The organism is Dietzia massiliensis (genome assembly GCF_018390595.1).
Taxonomy (GTDB): Bacteria; Actinomycetota; Actinomycetes; order Mycobacteriales; family Mycobacteriaceae; genus Dietzia; species Dietzia massiliensis.
This window is the reverse complement of sequence record NZ_JAHBAV010000018.1, coordinates 41520-62247: the sequence shown is the minus strand read 5'-3', so window position 1 is coordinate 62247 and position 20728 is coordinate 41520. Positions and strand designations below refer to the sequence as shown.

The following is a 20728-nucleotide window of genomic DNA, read 5'->3' as shown; positions in this document are numbered from 1 at the left end:
GGGGGTTCTCGGGGTGCGGGCCGGGATTGTCGGCGGGCCGGGGCTGCTCGTCCGCCGCAACTACTTCGTCCGCGAGGAGGACAACCAGGTCGTGGTGCGGAGGGGCCGCCCGGGGGGGGGCTTCGGCGTCGCGTGGGCTGCGGTAAGCCAGGTCGCCGGCCTGGCGCGCGGCGGTGCCCTGACGATGCCCTCCCCCGACGCCAGCCCCGCTAGGTGCGATGTGTTCGCGCAGATCGCCCAGCGTGAACACATCGCACCTGGCGGGGATGGCGTCGGGGGAGTGCATCGTCAGGTCACCGTCGGTGGCCAGGCAGGCGACCTGGCTGACCGAGGCCAACGAGATGCCGAAGACCTCCCCGGAGATGCCCCTCTTCACCACGACCTGGTTGTCCTCCTCGGTGACGAAGTAGTTGCTGCGGACGAGCAGCGCCGACACGCCGACGATCCCGGCCAGCACCGCGAGGACCCCGACGACGCTCAACGCGAAACGCCATCTGCTGCCACGCGGCGGAGCGGGATCGCCCTCGTCGTCGTCGCCCTTCGGCCCCGCCCCGGCGGCTCCGCGTCCCGCACCGGACACGACCTCCCCGGCGCGCGACGCGACCTGGGCGCGGGAGAACGCGGCGGCCTTCCCGGCCGCGGTGTCCGAGTACGGATCGGCGGCCGGGTCGATCTGTCCAGGCTCGTCGCCGGACGCCGCGCCCACCACCACGGGCACCACGGGGGCGTCGCGGGGCGAGTCCACGACGTCCGCCAGCACGACCGTGATGTTGTCCGGCCCGCCCGACCGCAGGGCCAGCTGCACCAGCCGGTCCGCCGCCTCCTCGACCGTGCCCGTGGAGAGCGTCTCGGCGATGGTCTCCGTGCTCACGGGGTCCGACAGGCCGTCCGAGCACAGCAGGTACCGGTCGCCGACCCGGGCCTCGCGGATGACGGCGGTCGGCTCCACCGGCTCGCCGGTCAGCGCCTTGAGGATGAGCGAGCGGCGCGGATGGGTGTGCGCCTCGTCGGCGGAGAGCTCCCCGCGGTCGACGAGGGACTGCACGAACGTGTCGTCCTTGGTGATCTGGCTCAGCGTCCCGTCCCGCAGGAGGTACGCGCGCGAGTCACCGACGTGGATCAGACCCATCCGGCGGCCGTCGAACAGCAGCGCCGTGGCGGTGCAGCCCATCCCCTCGGTCTCCGGGTGCGCCTCCACGTGGGCGGCGATCGCCTCGTTGCCGACGGTGAGCGCGCGGGTGAGGGCGGCGGTGAGGTTCTGCCCGGGCTCGTCCTCGTCGAGCCGGGCCAGCGCGGCCACGACGAACTGGCTGGCGATCTCCCCCGCCGCGTGACCGCCCATCCCGTCGGCCAGTGCGAGCAGGCGCGGGCCGGCATACGCCGAGTCCTCGTTGTTCTCCCGCACCATCCCCAGATGGGACCTGGCGGTGTAGACGAGCGCCGGGGTCACGCGCGCAGCTCGATCACGGTCTTGCCGATCCGGATCGGCGTGCCGGCGGCCACCTTGACGGGGGTCGTCACCCGCGTCCTGTCCAGATAGGTGCCGTTGGTCGAACCCAGATCCTCGAGGAACCAGTCGGGGCCGTGTGGCGACAGTCGGGCGTGTTGATTGGACGCGTAGTCGTCGTCGATCACCAACGTGCACGAGTCCGCACGGCCCAGCAGGACCGGTTGCTCTGACAGCGTGATGCGGGTGCCGGCCAGCGCGCCCTGTGTGACGACGAGGTGACGGATGGCCTTGGCGCCCCGGCCGAACACGCCACCGCGGCGCTCGGTGCGGCCGCCCGAGCGCATGCCGACGTTGCCGAAGACGTCGGTCTTCAGCGCGCGCAGCGTGAGGTAGATGAAGAGCCACAGCAGCACCAGCAACAGGCCGCGCGACAGCTGCAGAACGAGTCCCTGCACTGGTGCCGTCCTCCCCTCGCCGGTCGGGTCACCTCTACCAACGTGTCACCGCCCCCGGTGGTTCCGGGGGTCATCCGTGTCGAGGCTAGTCGAACCGGACGGTGATCTCCGAGTGTCCGACCCGGATCACGTCCCCGTCGGCCAGCTGCCAGTCCTGGACCGGGCCGCCGTTGACCGTGGTGCCGTTGGTCGAGCCGAGGTCGGTGAGAACCGCCTCCCGCCCGTCGAAGTGGATGTCCGCGTGCTGCCGCGAGACGCCCGTGTCGGGCAGTCGGAACGCGGCGTCCTGACCCCGTCCGAGCAGGTTGGAGCCCCGCTGGAGGCGGAAGGTGCGGCCCGAGCCGTCCTCGAGGTGCAGCGTGACCGCCAGGGACGAGCGCCCCTGCGTGATCTGGGTGGGCGCGTCGGACGGGCCGCCCCAGCCGGAGCTGCGGGGACCGGTCTCCGCCGCGACGGGATAATTGGAGGCGGGTGCCTGCATGTCGATGTTCTCCTTGCTCGCACTCGGTTCGCGGCGCGACGGCGACGACGGCGCGGGATGACCCGGTCGCGGTGCCGGCGCGGCGGCCGAGATGTGGAACGGGACGGCATCGGGGTCCACGACCCCGTCGATGCGCATCTGTCCGGTGTGGAGGTCGTCGCGCTCCACGAAGGTCACGGTGACCGGACCGTAGGTCTCCCAGCCCTGCTCGCTGATGTGATCCGACAGGTGGCGGGAGAAGGTCTTCACGGCCAGCGCCTCGTCCTCGGTGAACGATTCGTAGTCCGACCGCGCGAGGGTGATGGTGTAGCTGTTGGAGACCAGCAGGTGGCCGTCGACCACCTTGAGGGAGGCCTCCGCCTGCTTGCGCAGCTGCGCCTCCACCTCGGCCGCCACGACCCGACCGCCGAAGAGGCGGGCGAACGCGTCGCCGACGGCGCCCTGGAGGGTGCGCTCGAACTTGCCGACGATTCCCACGCTCACTCCCTTCTCCATCCGGTCGGATCCCACCCGGTGCCCGGGCGGGTTCGGTCACGCCGCCCGCGGCGGCATCCGGTCGATCATAGAGGCGACGGCCAACGGAAGCACGCGACGAACAGTCAGCAGGCCCGCTACCAGCGGGTTGGGATGAGCGGTTCCGCGCGTGTTAACGTATTGGAGCGTTACTCGGGCGAGTGGCGGAATGGCAGACGCGCTGGCTTCAGGTGCCAGTGTCCTTCGGGACGTGGGGGTTCAAGTCCCCCTTCGCCCACAGCAGGTCAGCACCCCGGACCGTCGATCAGACGGCCCGGGGTGCTGTCGTATATGCGGGCATTTCCCGCTGGCGCTGGCGCGCTGGACCACCGCCTATGGCATCCGTCACAAGGTCGACCAAAACGCGGAATCCAGATGGTTCAGCACGCAACGTGTCCCGTAGGCTCTCCCGAAAGTTCTCGGGAGACGTGGCGCCACCCTTGCCCACCCCGGAGGACGACGCCTCATCGGCGGACGAAGCCGGGGAGACCATCCCACCCCGAGTTGCTTCGTGAGCTCTGATCGCGGATCGGTGACTGGAGCGCACCCCGGTAGAACACGTTCCGGGGCCTGTGGACAATGAGTAGAACACCGACACGAGAAAACGACGGAGCCGACGCGTACGCGTCGGCTCGCTCACAACGCCCAAAAAGGATGCCCGATGGCCTCGAGCCTTGAAGAGATCCCTGATATGACCCCGGAGACTGATGTCCGGGAAACCGCAGACGCCCCTTCGGTGATCGGCGTGGTCGCCGAGTCCAACCCGGCGGAGAACCGTGTGGCCGCGACGCCTGAGACGGTCGCGAAGTTGATCGGCCTGGGCTACCGGGTCGTGGTCGAGCGGGGCGCCGGCACGCGCGCGGAGTTCGCCGACGCTGCGTACGCGGAGGCCGGCGCGGAATTGGTCGACGGCGATGCCGCCTGGTCGTCCGATGTGGTGATGAAGGTCGCCGTGCCGACCGAGTCCGAGGTGGGCCGGGTCCGGTCCGGGGCCACGCTGGTCAGCCTGCTCGCGCCGGCGCAGAACGAGCACCTGTTGACGGTGCTGGCCGAGCGCGGCGTGACCGCCCTGGCGATGGATGCCGTTCCGCGCATCTCCCGCGCGCAGTCGATGGACGTTCTGTCGTCCATGGCCAACATCGCCGGCTACCGTGCCGTGATCGAGGCCGCCCATCACTTCGGCCGGTTCTTCACCGGTCAGGTCACGGCGGCGGGCAAGGTGCCGCCGGCGAAGGTCCTCGTCGCGGGTGCCGGTGTGGCCGGGCTGGCCGCGATCGGCGCCGCCTCGAGCCTCGGCGCGATCGTGCGCGCGACCGATCCGCGGCCCGAGGTCGCCGACCAGGTCAAGTCGATCGGCGGCGAGTACCTGCCGGTCGAGGTTCCCGACGAGGAGAAGGTCGTCTCCACCGACGGCTACGCCAAGGCCACGAGTGAGGCCTACGACCGCGCTGCCGCCAAGCTCTACACCGATCAGGCCGCCGAGGTCGACATCATCATCACCACCGCGCTGATCCCGGGCCGGAAGGCGCCCCGGCTCATCACCGCTGCGGACATCGCGGCCATGAAGCGCGGTTCGGTCATCGTCGACATGGCCGCAGCCCAGGGCGGCAACGTCGAGGGCAGCGTTCCCGACGAGGTCGTGGTGACAGACAACGGCGTGACGATCATCGGCTACACCGACCTGGCCGGCCGTCTGCCCGCCCAGGCGTCGCAGCTGTACGGCACCAACCTGGTCAACCTCACCAAGCTGGTCACCCCGGACAAGGACGGTCTGTGGTCGCTGGACATGGATGACGTCGTCCAGCGCGGCGTGACCGTCACCAAGGGCGGCGAGATCATGTGGCCGCCGCCGCCGGTGCAGGTCAGCGCCGCGCCCGCGGCACCGGCGGCCGCCGCTCCGACGGAGCCGGCCGAGGAGAAGAAGAAGCTCTCGCCGGCCGCCAAGCTGGGCATGATCGCCGTGGGCATGGCACTGCTGCTGCTCCTCACGGCCGCCGCGCCGGGTGACATCGCCCGGCACATCACCGTGTTCGTGTTGGCGATCGTCATCGGCTACTACGTCATCGGCAACGTCCACCACGCACTGCACACCCCGCTCATGTCGGTCACCAACGCCATCTCCGGCGTGATCGTGGTCGGCGCACTGCTGCAGATCGGTATCGACAACACGCTGGGCCTGGTCCTGGCCGTGGTGGCGATCCTGGTCGCGTCCATCAACGTCTTCGGCGGCTTCGCCGTGACCCGTCGCATGCTCGCGATGTTCTCGAAGGGAGCCTGAGAAGATGTCGATCGACTCCGCCGCCAATGCGGCCTACCTGATCGCGGCGCTGCTGTTCATCCTGTCGCTGGCCGGGCTGTCCAAGCACGAGACCGCCCGCCGGGGGCTGACCTTCGGTATCTCCGGCATGGCGTTGGCGCTCATCGCGACCATCGCCCTGGTCCTCGACCACCAGCCCCCGACCCTGGGCATCGTCCTCATGGTCGGCGCGGTGGCCATCGGTGCCGCCGTCGGACTCTGGCGCTCGCGCAGCGTGCAGATGACCGAGATGCCCGAGCTCATCGCGCTGCTGCACTCGTTCGTCGGTCTGGCCGCCGTCCTGGTGGGCTGGAACGGCTACCTCGAGCCCGACCTGCACGGTGAGCTCACCGGCTCGCTGCTGCGCATCCATCACGCCGAGGTGTTCATCGGCGTGTTCATCGGCGCCGTGACCTTCACCGGCTCGATCGTGGCCTACCTCAAGCTGTCGGCCAAGATGAAGTCGGCGCCGCTGGTCCTGCCCGGCAAGAACCTCATCAACCTCGGCATCCTCGTGGCGTTCATCATCCTCACGGTGTGGTTCGTGGCCAGCCCGGCCCTGTGGATGCTCATCGTCGTCACCGTCCTGGCCCTGGCGCTGGGCTGGCACCTGGTCGCCTCCATCGGCGGCGGCGACATGCCCGTCGTGGTGTCGATGCTCAACTCGTACTCGGGCTGGGCCGCCGCGGCGACCGGCTTCCTGCTGGGCAACGACCTGCTCATCGTCACCGGTGCGCTCGTCGGCTCCTCGGGTGCCTACCTGTCGTACATCATGTGCAAGGCCATGAACCGTTCGTTCTTCTCCGTCATCATGGGCGGCTTCGGCATCGAGGCCGCCTCCGGCGAGGGCAAGGACCACGGGGAGCACACCGAGATCGACGTGGCCGGTGCCGCGGAGATGCTTGCCGGCGCCTCTTCGGTGATCATCGCGCCCGGTTACGGCATGGCCGTGGCCCAGGCGCAGTACCCGGTCGCCGACCTGACCCGCACGCTGCGCGAGCGTGGTGTGGACGTGCGGTTCGCCGTTCACCCCGTCGCCGGCCGCCTGCCCGGGCACATGAACGTGCTGCTGGCCGAGGCCAAGGTGCCGTACGACATCGTGCTCGAGCTCGACGAGATCAACGATGACTTCGCCGACACCGACGTCGTCCTGGTGATCGGTGCCAACGACACCGTCAACCCGGACGCCGCCGAGGACCCGGGTAGCCCGATCGCGGGTATGCCCGTGCTCCACGTCTGGGAGGCCGAGAACGTCATCGTGTTCAAGCGGTCGATGGCCGCCGGTTACGCTGGCGTCCAGAACCCGCTGTTCTTCCGCGACAACACCCAGATGCTGTTCGGCGACGCCAAGGACCGCGTCGGCGACATCCTGGCCGCGGTCAAGGACCAGCAGGGCGCGGGCGTCTGACGGGTGCCGGCCCGGCCACCCACGGTGGCCGGCCCGCCCCCCGAATCCGCTACTGTCCCTCCGGATTCGCTACCCCTGTCGGAGTAGCGAATTCCGAGGGGGAGTAGCGGATTTTCGGTGTTGAGGGGGGTCGAGAGGACCGTGGCCCGGTGGGCGGCCGGGTCGGCCCCTGGCCGAATCGCCTAGCAGGGCGGGCGAGTGTCGTAGAAGTGGGGCATGAGCTCTGCGCCCCACGACGACCGCACCGAGACGGTGTACCCCGACACCCGCCTGTTCATCGACGACCAGTGGATCGACTCCGCCGACGGTCGCACCATCGACGTGCTCAACCCGGCCGACGGACAGGTCATCGGCACGGTCGCCCACGCCTCCGTCGCCGACCTCGATAGTGCACTCGCCGCCGCCGACCGCGGCTTCCGGATCTGGCGCGACACCACCCCGGCGAAGCGGAGCACGATCATGCGCGCCGCCGCGCAGCTGCTGCGCGACCGGGTCGAGACGATCGCGCACCATCTGACCCTGGAACAGGGCAAGCCGCTCCGGGAGTCCGAGGGGGAGATCCTCGCGGCCGCCGACATCATCGACTGGTTCGCCGACGAGGGCCTGCGCGTGTACGGGCGGCTCGTGCCCCACCGCACCGACATCACGATCCGCCAGATGGTCCTCAAGGACCCGGTGGGCCCGGTGGCGGCGTTCACGCCATGGAACTTCCCCGTCAACCAGGTGGTCCGCAAGATCGCGGCCGGCCTGGCGGCGGGGTGCTCACTGATCGTCAAGGCACCGGAGGAGACGCCGGCCAGTCCTGCCGAGCTCATCCGGGCGTTCGCCGACGCCGGCCTGCCGGCCGGCGTGCTGGGGCTGGTCTACGGCGACCCCGCCGAGATCTCCGGCTACCTCATCCCGCACCCCGTGATCCGGAAAGTCACCTTCACCGGATCCACCGCCGTCGGCAAGCAGTTGGCGGCGCTGGCCGGGCAACACATGAAGCGCAGTTCCATGGAGCTCGGTGGCCACGCCCCGGTGATCGTGTGCGACGATGCCGACCTCGAACTCGTGCTCAGGACGATGGGGCCGATGACGTTCCGCAACGCCGGCCAGGTGTGTATCTCCCCGACCCGATTCCTCGTGCAGAACGGTGTCCGCGACGAGTTCGCCCGCGCGCTGGTCGGCCACGCCGAGAGCATCCGTGTGGGCAGCGGGCTGGAGGACGGCACGACCATGGGTCCGCTGGCCAACGACCGTCGGCTCGCGGCGATGGGCGAGTTCCACACCGACGCCCTGGACCGCGGCGCGCAGGTGCTCACCGGCGGCCACCGGATCGGCGAGGCGGGCAACTACTGGGCGCCCACGGTGTTCGACGAGGTGCCGACCGACGCCCGGCTCTTCAACGACGAGCCGTTCGGCCCGGTGGCGGCGATCCGCGGCTTCGATCAGCTCGACGAGGCGATCGCCGAGGCCAACCGCCTGCCGTACGGCCTGGCCGGCTACGCGTTCACCGGCTCGCTGGCGAACGCGGACCTGCTGACCCGGCGGGTCGAGGTGGGGATGCTGTGGGTCAACATGCCGTCCATGCCCTCCGCCGAGCTGCCCTTCGGCGGGATCAAGGAATCGGGTTACGGCTCCGAGGGCGGACCCGAGGCCATGGAGTGCTACCTCAACACTCGGACGGTCGCGATCCGCAACGTCTAGCCGGGCGATCGGGGCCGCGCTGCCGGCGTGGATCACAGCGTCAGCGCGGCCCCCGGGGCGACGGATCGCGCGAGGTGCCCCCTACGTGCCAGCCGGCGCGGCCGGGACCGTGGGCGCCGGTGACCCGTTCACTGGCCCCGACGACCCGGTCGGCTCGACCCGGGTGCCGAGTCCGTCCTGGAAGTAGGCCATCTCGCGGTGGTACGCCGTGTCGAGACCTTCGAGCTCGTCCTCCTCGGTGACGCGTAGCCCCATCGTCTTGTGCAGGACCAGCGCGATGAGCAGGGTCACGACGAACGAGTAGGTGACCACGGCGAGTGTGGCCAGGGCCTGGGCCCCGAGTTGGCCGAACCCGCCGCCGTACAGCAGCCCGGCCTCGCCGACGGGCGAGGCCGGATCAGCGAGCACGCCGATGAGCAGTGTGCCGATCACGCCCGCGACGAGATGCAGACCGGCCACGTCGAGTGAGTCGTCGAAGCCGAGGCGGAACTTCAGTCCCACCGCGTAGTGGCACACCACGCCACAGATGAGCCCGATCGCGATGGCACCGAGCGGGCTCACCGACGACGCGGCCGGGGTGATGCCGACCATGCCGGCGACCAGGCCCGAGGCGACGCCCAGCGTCGTGGGGTGCTTCGCCCGGATCTGTTCGGTGATCATCCAGGCCAGCGCGCCGCACAGGGCGGCAACCACCGTGTTGAGGGCGGCCACACCCGCGGTGTTGCCGGCCGCGACCGCCGAGCCGGCGTTGAAGCCGATCCAGCCGGCGAACAGCAGCCCCGCGCCCAGGAAGGTCAGCGGCACGCTGTGGGGACGGCTCACGGTGGGGAACCCGGCGCGGCGCCCGAGAACGAGCACCAGCGCGAGAGTCGCCACGCCGGCGTTGATGTGGATCGCGGTACCGCCGGCCAGGTCGATGGCACCGAGGCCGTTGGCGATCCACCCGCCCACCACGGATCCGTCATCGGAGTCGAACGCGAACACCCAGTGCGCGACGGGGAAGAACACCAGCAGCGGCCACACCACCGCGAAGACCAGCCAGCTGGAGAACTTCATCCGGTCGGCGACACCACCCGCGACGAGGGCGACGGTGATGCCGGCGAACAGCAGCAGGAACCCGGCGAACAGTGCGGGCGGGAGACCGGGGGTCTCCGGCTCGGCCATGATGCCCTCCAGGCCGAGATATTCGAGCGGGTCGCCGAGGAGTCCCAGTCCGCCGACCGAATCGCCGAACGTGAGGGAGTAGCCCACCACGACCCACAGGACCGCCATCACGGCGACCGCGCCGATCGTCATCATCATCATGTTGAGCGTGCTGCGGATGCTGACCATGCCGCCGTAGAACAGGGCCAGACCGGGCACCATCAGCGCCACGGCGACCATGGCCGCGAGCACCCAGGCGGTGTCCGCCGCCGCGATGGCTACGTCCATCTGTCTCTCTTTTCTCTGCGGGCCACCCCGGGGACGGCCGTCGGGATAAACGAACGTTTCACAGTGTGATCCCGCGTCCCTCACCGTCGGGTGTCACGCTCGTTTCCATCCGGTTACCGAATGGGTCGTCTGACCAGCGGGGAGATCGGGAAGTCGGGCGGCTCCGGGATGGCGACGAGATGTAACACCGTCGAAACCAACTCGGCGTTTCATGTCAGTAGGTTATGGACACCAAGAAGAAACGCCCTGGGAGGACCAATGACCGTGACCGCAGACCCCGCCGTCGGGGCCGCCGCCAGTCCGAGCGACTCCGCCCCTCACCCGGCGGTTCCGGTGCCGGGCCCCGCCGCGAGCCCGGATCGCGGCCCACTCGCACGACTGGTGGCCGAGACGGGGACACGATTCGTCCTCGCCGTGTTCACCAACCTCCGCGGCAAACCCTGCGCCAAGCTCGTCCCCGCCGCCGCCGTCGATCAGCTCGAGGCCGGAGAGTTGGGGTTCGCCGGCTTCGCCGCCGATGCGATGGGCCAACAGCCCGGAGACCCCGACCTCGTCGTCGTCCCCGACCCCCGGTCCTTCACCTCCCTGGACTTCATCAAACCCGGCCTGGCCCTGGTGCACTGCGACCCCTGGGTGAACGGCGAGCCGTGGCGCTTCGCGCCGCGCGTCATCCTCGGCCGGACGCTCGCCGACGCCGCCACCGACGGCCTCGAACTCAAGGTGGGCGCGGAGGTCGAGTACTTCTTGGTCCGGAGGAACGCCGACGGCTCCCTGTGCACGGCCGACCCCAGGGACGACGAGTCCCACCCCTGCTACGACGCCCGCGGGGTGACCCGCATGTACGAGCACCTCGCCGGGGTCTCCGACGCCATGAACACCCTCGGGTGGGCCAACTACGCCAACGACCACGAGGACGGCAACGGGCAGTTCGAGCAGAACTTCGCCTACGACGAGGCGATGATCACCGCCGACCGGGTCATGACCCTGCGCTACATCATCTCGATGGTCGCCGAGCAGCGGGACATGATCGCCACCTTCATGCCCAAGCCGTTCTCCGACCGCACAGGCTCCGGGATGCACCTGCACATGTCGCTGTGGCGCGACGGCGACCCGGTCTTCCCCGCGGGCGACCGGGATCGATACGGCCTGGGGCTGTCGCCCACCGCGTACTCGTTCATCGCCGGCATCCTCGGGCACTCCACCGGGATGCACGCGGTCCTGTGCCCGACGATCAACTCCTACAAACGTATAGGCGCGCAGACGACCGCCTCTGGCGCCACGTGGTCACCGCGCGATGTGACCTACGGCGGCAACGACCGAACCCACTACCTACGGGTCCCGGACGGGAACCGTGTGGAGCTGCGCGGTGGTGACGGCTCGGCGAACCCGTACCTGGCGATCGCGGTGCAGTTGGCCGCCGGGCTGGACGGCGTTCGGCGCGAGCTCGACCCCGGGCCGCCGGCCACCCTCGCCGACGCCGCCCGCACTCTCCCGCCGACCCTCCTCCACGCTGTCGAGGAACTCAACCGCGATCGCGTGATCCGCGCCGCCCTCGACATCGGCGGCGACGGCGTGGCCGAGTACTACGCCGATCTCAAACGCGAGGAGTTCACCGCGTGGCACAACACCGTCACGCAGTGGGAGATCGACGAGTACCTCACCGCGCTCTGAGCGCCCCACCCACGACCCCTGAAGGAGAACACCCATGTGCGGAATCGTCGGACTCCACCTGCGCGACCCGGACCTCGAGCCGCGGTTGGGAGCCCTGCTCACGACCATGCTCGGCGAGATGACCGACCGGGGCTCGGACTCGGCCGGCGTCGCCGTCTACGGCAACACCGACTGGACCCCGTCCGGCTCGGCGACCGTTACCGTGCTGACCGACGGCGAGGACGCCACGACCCTGGCCTCCCGCGTCTCCGGCCTCCTCGGCGCCGAGGTCCACGGCCGGGAACTCGGCGCCACCACACTGCTGACCGCCCGCACCGACGCCGACGCCCTGGCCACCGCGGTCCGCACGGCCGCGCCGGAGGTCGTCCTGGTGGGCATGGGTACCGAGCTCGCCGTTCTCAAGGGCGTCGGACTGCCGATGGACCTCGCCGCGGGCTTCGGCCTACCGAGCGCCTCCGGGTGGCAGGGCGTCGGGCACACGCGGATGGCCACCGAGTCCGCGGTCACCCCGGCCGGCTCCCACCCCTTCTCCGTGGGCCCGGACCAGTGCATCGTCCACAACGGTTCCTTCTCCAACCACGCCTCGGTGCGCCGCGAGATGGCCCGGCGCGGCGTCCACTGCGACACCCTCAACGACACGGAGGTCGCCGCCCGCTTCGTGGCCGAGCAGATAGCGGCCGGCGCGGGCATCGACGAGGCGCTGGAGGAGATGGCCGGCGTCCTCGACGGCTTCTACACCCTGCTGGTGTCCACGGCCGAGGAGTTCGCCGTGGTGCGCGACCCGATCGCCTGCAAGCCCGCGGTGATCGCCGAGACCGACCGGTACGTGGCCATGGCCTCGGAGTACCGCGCGATGGCGCACCTACCGGGGATCGCCGACGCGCACATCTACGAGCCCGAACCGGGTCGCGTCTACCACTGGCACCGCTGAACCCCGCCCCGCCCCCGCGCCTCAGAAAGGACACACGATGACCGTCACACCGCAGCAGGAACTCGCCCCGGAGTACAGGGCACCCGACCAGCGCGCCGCGTCCACCGAGCCGCGCGTGATCGACGTCCACGAGGCCGGGCTGCGGGAGACCAACCGGACCCTTCAGTGCTCTGACGGCTCCGGCCGGTTCCTGCTCACCGATCCCCGGGGGGCGCACGCGCTCGCCGTTGGCCTGGCGCAGCCGGACGAGGTGGTGATCGACGGACCCACCGGCTACTACACCGCCGGAATGAACGACGGCGCCTACGTCACCGTCAACGGGAACGTGGGGGTCGGCGTCGCCGAGAACATGATGTCCGGGACGGTCCGGGTCAACGGCTCGGCCTCCCAGTCGGCCGGCGCGACCGCGCACGGCGGACTGCTGGTGATCAGCGGGGATGCCGGAGCACGGTGCGGCATCTCGATGAAGGGCGTCGACATCGTGGTGGGCGGCTCGATCGGCCACATGAGCTGCTTCATGGGCCAGGCCGGGCGCCTGGTGGTCCTGGGCGACGCCGGGGACGCCCTCGGTGACTCCCTCTACGAGGTCCACATCTACGTGCGCGGCCGCGTCGCCTCGCTGGGCGCCGACTGCGTGGAGAAGGAGATGCGGCCCGAGCACCACGCCGAGCTCGGTGAGCTCCTCGACCGGGCCGGGGTCACCGACGTGGCCACCGACGAGTTCCGGCGCTACGGGTCCGCGCGCACCCTCTACAACTTCGACGTCGACAACGCCTCGGCGTACTGACATCACTCCGCACCTACCGACAGGAGCCGACATGCCCTTCGACGGCCACACCCGCACCGAGCCGGTCACCTCCGTCCCGGCCGCCCCCGACCCGACGTTGCGGGAGTCCGCGACGTTCCCCCGCCCGGTCATCCGCGAGATCCAGCGCGCGGCCGCCACCGGGATCTACGACATCCGCGGCTGGGGCGCCAAACGCCCGCTCCCGCACTTCGACGACCTGCTCTTCCTGGGCGCCTCGATGTCCCGGTATCCGCTCGAGGGGTACCGCGAGCGCTGCGGCACGGACATCACCCTGGGCACCCGGTACGCGTCGAAGCCGCTGCACCTGGACATCCCCGTCACCATCGCGGGGATGAGCTTCGGCGCCCTGTCCGCGCAGGCCAAGGAGGCGCTGGGGCGGGGGGCCAGCGCGGCCGGGACGTCCACGACGACCGGCGACGGTGGGATGACCGCGGAGGAGCGGGGCCAGAGCTCGCAGCTCGTCTACCAGTACCTGCCGTCGCGGTACGGGATGAACCCGGTCGACCTGCGCAAGGCCGACGCGATCGAGGTGGTGCTGGGCCAGGGGGCCAAGCCCGGCGGCGGCGGCATGCTCCTGGGGCAGAAGATCTCGGATCGGGTGGCGCAGATGCGCACGCTGCCCATGGGCATCGACCAGCGCTCGGCGTGCCGGCATCCGGACTGGACGGGTCCCGACGACCTGGCCATCAAGATCCTCGAACTCCGGGAGATCACCGGCTGGGAGAAGCCGGTCTACGTCAAGGTCGGGGCCACCCGCACGTACTACGACGTCAAGCTCGCGGTGAAGGCCGGTGCCGACGTGGTGGTGGTCGACGGGATGCAGGGTGGGACGGCGGCCACGCAGGACGTGTTCATCGAGCACGTGGGCATCCCCACCCTCGCGGCGATCCCGCAGGCGGTGCAGGCGCTGCAGGAGATGGACATGCACCGGAAGGTGCAGCTCATCGTCTCCGGAGGCATCCGCTCGGGCGCCGATGTCGCCAAGGCCATGGCACTGGGCGCGGACGCGGTGGCCATCGGGACGGCGGCGCTCATCGCGCTGGGCGACAACGACCCGCGCTACGAGCAGGAGTACCGCGCCCTGGGGTCGGCGGCCGGCTTCTACGACGACTTCCAGGACGGTCGCGACCCGGCCGGCATCTCGACGCAGGATCCCGAGCTGGCGAGCAGGCTGGACCCGGAGGCCGCCGGCTGGCGCCTGGCCAACTACCTGCACGTGCTCACCATGGAGGCGCAGACCATCGCCCGGGCGTGCGGCAAGGCGCACCTGACCCACCTGGAGCCCGACGACCTGGTGGCGCTGACCCTCGAGGCCGCCGCGATGGCGCGGGTGCCGCTGGCCGGTACCGACTGGATCCCCGGCCACGTGGGACGGGGCCTGTAGGTGACCGCTACCGTCGAGGCCATGGGGACCGACCCGGAGACCGCGCGCAGAATCGTCCATCAGGAGGCTCCGCGCGAGCTCCCGGTGGACGTGCCCACCGGCAACGACCTCGAGCGGATCATCGGTTTCCACGTCCGGAGGCTGCGTTCGGCCGAGGGGCTGGGCGTGGCGGAGATGGCGCAGCGGATCGGTATCTCCAAGGCGATGCTGTCCAAGATCGAGAACGCGCAGACGTCCTGTTCGCTGAGCATGCTGGCCAAGCTCGCCGCCGGTCTCGACGTCCCGGTGACCTCGCTGCTGCGTGGCGCGGACACCAGGCGGGACGCGGTGTTCACCGCCGACGGGCAGGGCGCCACGATCGTCGGACGGGGCACGTCGGTCGGGCACGTCTACGAGTTGCTGGGCGCGCTGCGCGGGCCCAACAAGCGCATCGAACCGGTCCTGGTGACGCTCACCGCCGAGTCGGAGACGCACCCGCGCTTCCAGCACCCGGGGACCGAGCTGCTCTACATGCTGGCCGGCGACATGATCTACCACCACGCCGAGGCGGAGTACCGCCTCCGGCCCGGGGACTCCCTCCTCCTCGACGGCGAGGGCGTCCACGGCCCGGTGGCGATGCTCGAGCTGCCCATCCGATTCCTCTCCGTGACCGCCTATCCGGACGGCGTCGAGGGCTGACCGCCGCGGCGTTCCCCGCGCTGGCCGCTCACCACCCGCCCCGGCGCCCGCCCGACCACATCCCATCCATTTCCCGCACGCGACCCTTCACCCGGTCGTGCGCCCCCACCTTTCCCGAGGAGCCCCCATGTCGGCACCCGTGGCCGCCACCGTCACCTCGCTGATGTCCGCGATCGCGGACGTCGGCACCGATCCCATCAGGGGCGGATACAGCCGCCCCGTCTACTCCACCGCCGAGTCGAGCCTGCGCGAGTGGTTCCTGTCCGAGGCCGCCGCCCGCGGTCTGTGCGCCGAGACGGACCGCAACGGCATCATCTGGGCCTGGTGGAACCCGGCCGACCATCCGCTGGAGGACGCCGTGGTCACCGGGAGTCACCTGGACTCGGTACCCGGGGGAGGGGCCTTCGACGGTCCCCTCGGCGTCGCCTCGGCGCTGGTCGCGGTGGACCGACTCGTGGCGCGGGGGGTGCGGCCGCGCCGGGCCCTGGCGCTGACCGTCTTCCCCGAGGAGGAGGGGTCGCGGTTCGGGCGGGCGTGCCTGGGGTCGTTGTTGCTGACGGGCGCGATGGATCCGGCCGTGGCGGCGGGACTGAGCGACGACGACGGGGTCACCTTCGCCGAGCTGTGCAGGAGCAACGGTCTCGAACCAGCGCACCTCGGCCGCGACGACGAGGCGCTGGGCCACATCGGTCGCTTCGTGGAACTCCACGTGGAGCAGGGCCGCGGGCTCGTCGACCTCGACAGCCCCGTGGCGGTGGCCTCGTCGATCATCGGCCACGGGCGGTGGCGGCTGACGTTCACCGGCCAGGGCAACCATGCCGGCACCACGCTGCTCGCGGACCGGCGCGATCCCATGATCCCGGCGGCGCGGACGGTCCTCGACGTCCGGCGCATCGCGCACGTGCACCGGGGGGCGCGGGCCACGGTCGGCCGACTGGTGCCCACGCCGGGGGGCACCAACGTCATCGCCTCGCGCGTGGACCTGTGGCTGGACGTGCGCCATCCGGATGACGTGGTCACCGAGCGGATCGTGTACGAGATCTCCGAAGCGGCGGCGTCCGCCGCGCTACGGGAGGGGTGCGGTGTGTCGATGGTGGAGGAGTCGCTCAGCGCGTCGGTGGACTTCGATCCCGTGCTGCGCGACCGGCTCCGCGCCGGCCTGCCGGGCGTCCCGGTACTGCCGACGGGCGCCGGACATGATGCGGGCGTCCTCGCCGCGCACGTCCCCACCGCGATGCTCTTCGTCCGCAACCCCTCCGGCGTCTCCCACTCGCCGGACGAGTACGTCGAGGACGCCGACGCCGAGTGCGGCGCCGAGGCTCTGGCCGACGTCCTGGCGGACCTGCTCACCACCGACACCCTCGGCACCGACACCCTCACAACCGAAGCGAAGGAGTGACCGATGACAGACACGGCAACGAGCACCACGGTGAGGTTCCTCATCGTCGGCGGCGGCCTGGAGGGCCTGTCGATCGCGTGGAACCTCACCGAGCGGGGCGAGACCGACATCCTCGTGGTGGACAAGGACACGCTCTGCTCCGGCATGACCGGAAAGTCCAGCGGGATCGTGCGCTGCCACTACGGCTCGCCGACGATGGCGGCGCTGAGCTGGCACAGCATCCCGGTGTTCGAGAACGCGACCGAGCTGCTCGGTGACGACCTGGGCTTCCGCCAGTGTGGCTACGCGGTGATCGTCGGCGAGGAGAACGTGGTGCCGCTGCGGGCGAACGTGGCGATGCAGCAGAGCCTGGGGGTCGAGACCGAGCTCATCGGCCCGGACCGGATGGCCGAGTTGTGGCCCGGACTGAACGTCGACGACGTGGCGGCGGCCGCGTGGGAGCCGCGGGGCGGCCGGGGGGAGGCGTACATGACGGGGATGGCGTTCGCGGCCGCCGCCCGCCGACGTGGTGTGCGGATCCGGCAGAGCACCCGCGTGGCCTCGTTGATCCGTGGACGCGGTGACCGGGTCGTGGGCGCCGAGCTGGCCGACGGCACCCGGATCCACGCCGAGCAGGTGATCCTCGCGACCGGCGTGTGGGCGCCACAGCTCGGTGCGACCGTGGGCCTGGACATCCCGGTCCGGGCTCAGCGCGCCCAGCTGGTGATGGTGGACCAGGGCGAGCCGCTCGGGGCGGTGCCCACCCTGTCCGATCTGGTCGGCCTGCAGTACCTGTGCCGCGAGCCCAACGGGGAGATCCTCGCCGGCAATTCCGACCACCACGCGCCGGAGTACATCGACCCGGACGCCTACGCCAACCGTGCGGACACCTCCACGGTGGAGAAGGTCGTCGAGCGGCTCATGCACCGGCTCCCGGACATGCCCGACCCCTCGATCACGGGCAGCTACGTCGGGGCCTACGACACGACGCCGGACTACAACCCGATCATCGGCCCGTCGCCGATCGAGGGGTTGTTCCTCGCGGTGGGGTTCTCGGGCCACGGCTTCAAGATGGCACCCGCGGTCGGTCGGCTGGTCGCGGAGTTACTGACTGAGGGGACGACGACGATGAGCGGCGTCGACCCGTCCGACTGCCGCTACTCCCGGTTCGCGGAAGGACGCCCCACGACCAGCCTCAACCCGTACGTGGGCGCCGGCGAGATGCGCTGAGGGGCGACGGACCCGCGGGTTTCACGTGCAACCGTGGAGGGCGGGCAGGAGTTGCCGCTCGGCGAGCTCGAGGAACGGCGCCTGGTCCCGCGCGACGTGATGGAGGTAGATCCGCTCGAATCCGAGCTCCTCGAACTCGCGCAGGCGCCCGACGAGGTCGTCGACGGAGTCGGTGACGATCACGGCCTCGGCGATCTTCTCGTCGGGCAGGTAGCGCCCGGCGAGGTCGAGCTCCTCCGGGGTGGCGAGGTCAGCGTCGAGGGGCGAGTCGATCGCGTTGTTGCGCCACTGATCGCGGGCGAGATCGCGGGCCTGACCGATCGTGTCGGCGATCGAGATGTGGACCTGCAGGGCGAGTGGCCCACGCCCGCCCGCGCCGCGGTAGGCGCGCACGATCCCGGCCACCGATTCGAGGTCCGCGTTGACGGTGATGAGCCCGTCCGCCCAGGCGGCGGCGCGTTCGGCCGTGGCCGGGGTGAGCGCGGGTCCGAGCAGCGGTGGCGGGGTGTCGGGCAGGGAGTAGACGCGCGCCCGATCCACCTCCACGAGTCCGCGGTGGGTGACCTCCTCGCCGGAGTGCAGGCGTCGGATCACGTCGACGCACTCCTCGAGCCGCTCCTGGCGAAGGTCCTTCGCGACCCACTTGTCGCCGGTGATGTGCTCGTTCATGTTCTGTCCGCTACCCAGGGCAACCCAGAACCGCCCCGGGAACATCTGCGCGAGGGTCGCCGCCGACTGCGCCACGACGGCCGGGTGGTAGCGCTGGCCGGGCGCGCACACCGTGCCGAACTCCAGGTCGGTGGTGGCGAGCGCCGCGCCCAGCCAGGACCAGGCGAAACCCGAGTGGCCCTGTCGGACCGACCAGGGTGCGAAGTGGTCTGAGCACATCGCCATGCGGAATCCGGCGCGCTCGGCCCGCTGCACGTCGTCCAGGAGCCGTCCGGGGGAGATCTGTTCGTGGGAGGCGTGGAATCCGTAGTCGGTCATCGCTCAGCCCTCCTTCGGCTCGGCTCCGTGCGCGGAGCGGGTGCGGCGTGCGGCGTCGATGGCGTCCGCGGCGCGGATCAGTCCCATGTGGCTGAACGCCTGGGGGTAGTTGCCCGCCTGGCGCCCGCTCTCGGGGTCGTACTCCTCGGCGAAGAGGCCCAGGTCGCTGGCGCAGGCCAGCATGCTCGCCATGAGCTCCTCGGCCTCGGCGAGCCGTCCGCTACAGGCGTATTGCTCGATGAGCCAGAACGTGCACATGACGAACGGGTACTCGGTGCCGCCCACGCCGTCCATGCCGCTGGAGGTCCGGTAGCGGTTGACCAGCCCGAAGTCGCTCACCAGATCCTTCTCGATCCTGGCGACCGTGCCCAGCATGCGCGGGTCGTCGAAGTCCAGGTACCCGATGTGGGGCAGCTGGAGCAGCGACGCGTCGACCTCGTCGTTGTCGTAGGTCTGGGTGTAACTGTTCAGCTCGGGATCGAAACCGTGCTCCTCGATCTCCTCGGCCAGGCGGTCGCGCAGTTCCCGCCACCGCTCGACGGGACCGTCGAGGCCGAACTCCTCGACCGCTCGGATCCCGCGGTCGAACGCGGCCCACATCATCACCCGGCCGTGGGTGAAGTGGTGGGTGTCGCCGCGCATCTCCCAGATGCCGTGGTCCTCGCGGTCGAAGTTGGCCTCGGCGTAGGCCAGCAGGCGCTTCTGCAGCCCCCAGGTGTACTCTTCCTCGTCGACTCCCGCGGCGCGCAGCTCGTGCAGGGCGATCATCACCTCGCCGACGACATCGGCCTGGTACTGGTCGGCCGCGCCGTTGCCGATGCGGACCGGTCGCGAACCCTCGTACCCCGAGAGGTGGTCGAGTTCCTCCTCGGGTAGCTGCCGCTCGCCCGCGAGTCCGTACATGATGCGCACGTCCTGGGCGTCACCGGCGACCGCGCGCAGGAGCCAGTCGCGCCACAGGGTCGCGCCCCGGGTGAGCCCGTGCGCCACCACGACCTCGATGGTGAACGCGGCGTCGCGGAGCCAGGTGTAGCGGTAGTCCCAGTTGCGGCCACCACCGAACTCCTCCGGGAGTGAGGTGGTGGGGGCCGCCACGATCCCGCCGGTGTCCAGGTGGGTCAGCGCGCGCAGGACCAGCAGGGACTGGACCACTTCGTCCCGGTAGGGGCCGTCCACCTCGAGCTGGTCCGCCCATCCGTGCCACATGTCGATCGTCGCCGACAGGGCCTCTTCCGCCTCGGGCGGTTCCGGGGCCGGCTCGTGCGAGGGGAACCAGGTCAGATCCCACGAGAGGATCTCCCCGGCGGACAGACCGAACCTGCCCTCGAGGCGTCGGGCCCGATGGCCACCGCGGGCGTCGTCCGGGCCGTCGACGGCGACGCGGGTGTGCGTGTCGTCGCCGCCCTCGCTCCCGCCGTCACCCTCGCCGCCGCCGGCCGAGTCGTCGAGGTCCTCGTCGGGCCACCGCAGCATCGGGCCGGTCACCAGGATGGCGTCCGGCCCGGCCAACGAGAGCAGCGCCCGCTCGTCGCCACTACGGTCGATCTCCCGGGTCCACGGGGTGGCACGGGCGTAGTCGAACCGCAGTCGCAGGTCGTGCTCGATCTCGACCCGGCCCTCCAGGCATTCGACGCGGCGGACGAGGTCCCCCTGGTCGGTACTGCGTGGAAGGAAGTCGGTCACCCGCGCGACGCCGCCGGGCGTGCGCCAGGTGGTCTCCAGGACGAAGGTCAGCGGGTGGTAGCGGCGGTCGACGACCTCACCGTCGACGGCGGACAGGCGCCACCGACCGTCCTCGGGCTCACCGAGGAGCGCCGAGAACACCGCGGGGGAGTCGAACCGGGGCAGGCACAGCCAGTCGATGCTGCCGTCGCGCGAGACGAGCGCGCCGGTCCGGAGGTCGGACAGAAGTGCGTACTCCTCGAGGGGGGTCGACAT

Annotated in this window: 16 protein-coding genes and 1 tRNA gene; 11 read left to right on the top strand and 6 right to left on the bottom strand. The window is 70.7% G+C overall.

Features of this window, described 5'->3' with window-relative positions; genetic code table 11:
* The 3 genes from KHA85_RS07270 to KHA85_RS07260 all read right to left on the bottom strand — a co-directional run.
* Positions 1–1450 (bottom strand): PP2C family protein-serine/threonine phosphatase (locus tag KHA85_RS07270; protein ID WP_308936888.1); only part of this gene is annotated, 1450 nt, incomplete at its 3' end.
* Positions 1447–1905 (bottom strand): FHA domain-containing protein FhaB/FipA, encoded by a 459-nt coding sequence (locus KHA85_RS07265; RefSeq protein WP_007633178.1) that lies wholly within the window; start codon positions 1903–1905, stop codon positions 1447–1449. The genes KHA85_RS07265 and KHA85_RS07270, both read right to left, overlap by 4 nt.
* A gap of 85 nt (positions 1906–1990) precedes the next feature.
* Entirely contained in the window at positions 1991–2869 is an 879-nt protein-coding gene (locus KHA85_RS07260; RefSeq protein WP_438802048.1) for an FHA domain-containing protein, read from the bottom strand.
* A gap of 185 nt (positions 2870–3054) precedes the next feature.
* Between KHA85_RS07260 and KHA85_RS07255 the strand changes: the two genes are divergently transcribed.
* From KHA85_RS07255 to KHA85_RS07240, 4 genes are all read left to right on the top strand, one after another.
* Positions 3055–3137: transfer RNA gene (locus tag KHA85_RS07255), tRNA-Leu, on the top strand.
* Between the two features lie 453 nt (positions 3138–3590).
* A complete protein-coding gene (locus KHA85_RS07250; RefSeq protein WP_213185302.1) occupies positions 3591–5177 on the top strand; it encodes a Re/Si-specific NAD(P)(+) transhydrogenase subunit alpha in 1587 nt (528 codons plus the stop codon).
* A 4-nt stretch (positions 5178–5181) separates the two neighbouring features.
* Positions 5182–6603, top strand: a complete 1422-nt coding sequence (gene pntB, locus KHA85_RS07245) for a Re/Si-specific NAD(P)(+) transhydrogenase subunit beta (protein ID WP_213185296.1) — start codon at positions 5182–5184, stop codon at positions 6601–6603.
* 216 nt (positions 6604–6819) lie between these two features.
* Positions 6820–8292, top strand: coding sequence for an NAD-dependent succinate-semialdehyde dehydrogenase (locus KHA85_RS07240; RefSeq protein ID WP_213185295.1), 1473 nt, complete (start codon positions 6820–6822; stop codon positions 8290–8292).
* Between the two features lie 81 nt (positions 8293–8373).
* Here the strand turns inward: KHA85_RS07240 and KHA85_RS07235 are convergent, their stop codons facing one another.
* Positions 8374–9723 carry an ammonium transporter gene (locus tag KHA85_RS07235; RefSeq protein WP_236885327.1) on the bottom strand — a complete coding sequence of 450 codons (1350 nt, stop codon included), beginning with the start codon at positions 9721–9723 and terminating at the stop codon, positions 8374–8376.
* 258 nt (positions 9724–9981) lie between these two features.
* On the opposite strand from KHA85_RS07235, the gene glnT reads away from it, so the two are divergent.
* The 7 genes from glnT to KHA85_RS07200 all read left to right on the top strand — a co-directional run bounded on the left by glnT (position 9982) and on the right by KHA85_RS07200 (position 17803).
* A complete protein-coding gene (gene glnT, locus KHA85_RS07230; RefSeq protein ID WP_131886387.1) occupies positions 9982–11394 on the top strand; it encodes a type III glutamate--ammonia ligase in 1413 nt (470 codons plus the stop codon).
* Positions 11395–11428: 34 nt separating this feature from the next.
* Entirely contained in the window at positions 11429–12325 is an 897-nt protein-coding gene (locus KHA85_RS07225; RefSeq protein ID WP_213185294.1) for a class II glutamine amidotransferase domain-containing protein, read from the top strand.
* Positions 12326–12362: 37 nt separating this feature from the next.
* Positions 12363–13112, top strand: a complete 750-nt coding sequence (locus tag KHA85_RS07220) for a protein glxC (RefSeq protein WP_213185293.1) — start codon at positions 12363–12365, stop codon at positions 13110–13112.
* Between the two features lie 31 nt (positions 13113–13143).
* The gene (locus KHA85_RS07215) at positions 13144–14517 is read left to right on the top strand and encodes an FMN-binding glutamate synthase family protein (RefSeq protein WP_131886390.1); all 1374 of its coding nucleotides are present in this window, start codon (positions 13144–13146) and stop codon (positions 14515–14517) included.
* A gap of 21 nt (positions 14518–14538) precedes the next feature.
* Complete coding sequence (locus KHA85_RS07210; RefSeq protein ID WP_131886401.1) at positions 14539–15195, top strand: helix-turn-helix domain-containing protein; 657 nt, start codon at positions 14539–14541, stop codon at positions 15193–15195.
* Positions 15196–15322: 127 nt separating this feature from the next.
* Positions 15323–16594: an allantoate amidohydrolase gene (locus KHA85_RS07205; RefSeq protein WP_213185292.1), complete on the top strand. Its 1272-nt coding sequence runs from the start codon at positions 15323–15325 to the stop codon at positions 16592–16594.
* Between the two features lie 3 nt (positions 16595–16597).
* Complete coding sequence (locus KHA85_RS07200) at positions 16598–17803, top strand: NAD(P)/FAD-dependent oxidoreductase (protein ID WP_213185291.1); 1206 nt, start codon at positions 16598–16600, stop codon at positions 17801–17803.
* A 21-nt stretch (positions 17804–17824) separates the two neighbouring features.
* Here KHA85_RS07200 and KHA85_RS07195 read toward each other — a convergent pair whose 3' ends face one another.
* Together KHA85_RS07195 and KHA85_RS07190 are read right to left on the bottom strand one after the other, a co-directional pair.
* Entirely contained in the window at positions 17825–18790 is a 966-nt protein-coding gene (locus KHA85_RS07195; protein WP_213185290.1) for a TIGR03885 family FMN-dependent LLM class oxidoreductase, read from the bottom strand.
* A 3-nt stretch (positions 18791–18793) separates the two neighbouring features.
* The gene (locus KHA85_RS07190; protein WP_213185289.1) at positions 18794–20728 is read right to left on the bottom strand and encodes a glycoside hydrolase family 15 protein; all 1935 of its coding nucleotides are present in this window, start codon (positions 20726–20728) and stop codon (positions 18794–18796) included.

Coding starts and splice junctions, on each gene's coding strand:
- KHA85_RS07250 (WP_213185302.1), top strand. CDS start 3,591: ATGACCCCGGAGACTGATGTCCGGGAAACCGCAGACGCCCCTTCGGTG.
- pntB (WP_213185296.1), top strand. CDS start 5,182: ATGTCGATCGACTCCGCCGCCAATGCGGCCTACCTGATCGCGGCGCTG.
- KHA85_RS07240 (WP_213185295.1), top strand. CDS start 6,820: ATGAGCTCTGCGCCCCACGACGACCGCACCGAGACGGTGTACCCCGAC.
- KHA85_RS07235 (WP_236885327.1), bottom strand. CDS start 9,723: ATGGACGTAGCCATCGCGGCGGCGGACACCGCCTGGGTGCTCGCGGCC.
- glnT (WP_131886387.1), top strand. CDS start 9,982: ATGACCGTGACCGCAGACCCCGCCGTCGGGGCCGCCGCCAGTCCGAGC.
- KHA85_RS07225 (WP_213185294.1), top strand. CDS start 11,429: ATGTGCGGAATCGTCGGACTCCACCTGCGCGACCCGGACCTCGAGCCG.
- KHA85_RS07220 (WP_213185293.1), top strand. CDS start 12,363: ATGACCGTCACACCGCAGCAGGAACTCGCCCCGGAGTACAGGGCACCC.
- KHA85_RS07215 (WP_131886390.1), top strand. CDS start 13,144: ATGCCCTTCGACGGCCACACCCGCACCGAGCCGGTCACCTCCGTCCCG.
- KHA85_RS07210 (WP_131886401.1), top strand. CDS start 14,539: ATGGGGACCGACCCGGAGACCGCGCGCAGAATCGTCCATCAGGAGGCT.
- KHA85_RS07205 (WP_213185292.1), top strand. CDS start 15,323: ATGTCGGCACCCGTGGCCGCCACCGTCACCTCGCTGATGTCCGCGATC.
- KHA85_RS07200 (WP_213185291.1), top strand. CDS start 16,598: ATGACAGACACGGCAACGAGCACCACGGTGAGGTTCCTCATCGTCGGC.
- KHA85_RS07195 (WP_213185290.1), bottom strand. CDS start 18,790: ATGACCGACTACGGATTCCACGCCTCCCACGAACAGATCTCCCCCGGA.
- KHA85_RS07190 (WP_213185289.1), bottom strand. CDS start 20,728: ATGTCGACCCCCCTCGAGGAGTACGCACTTCTGTCCGACCTCCGGACC.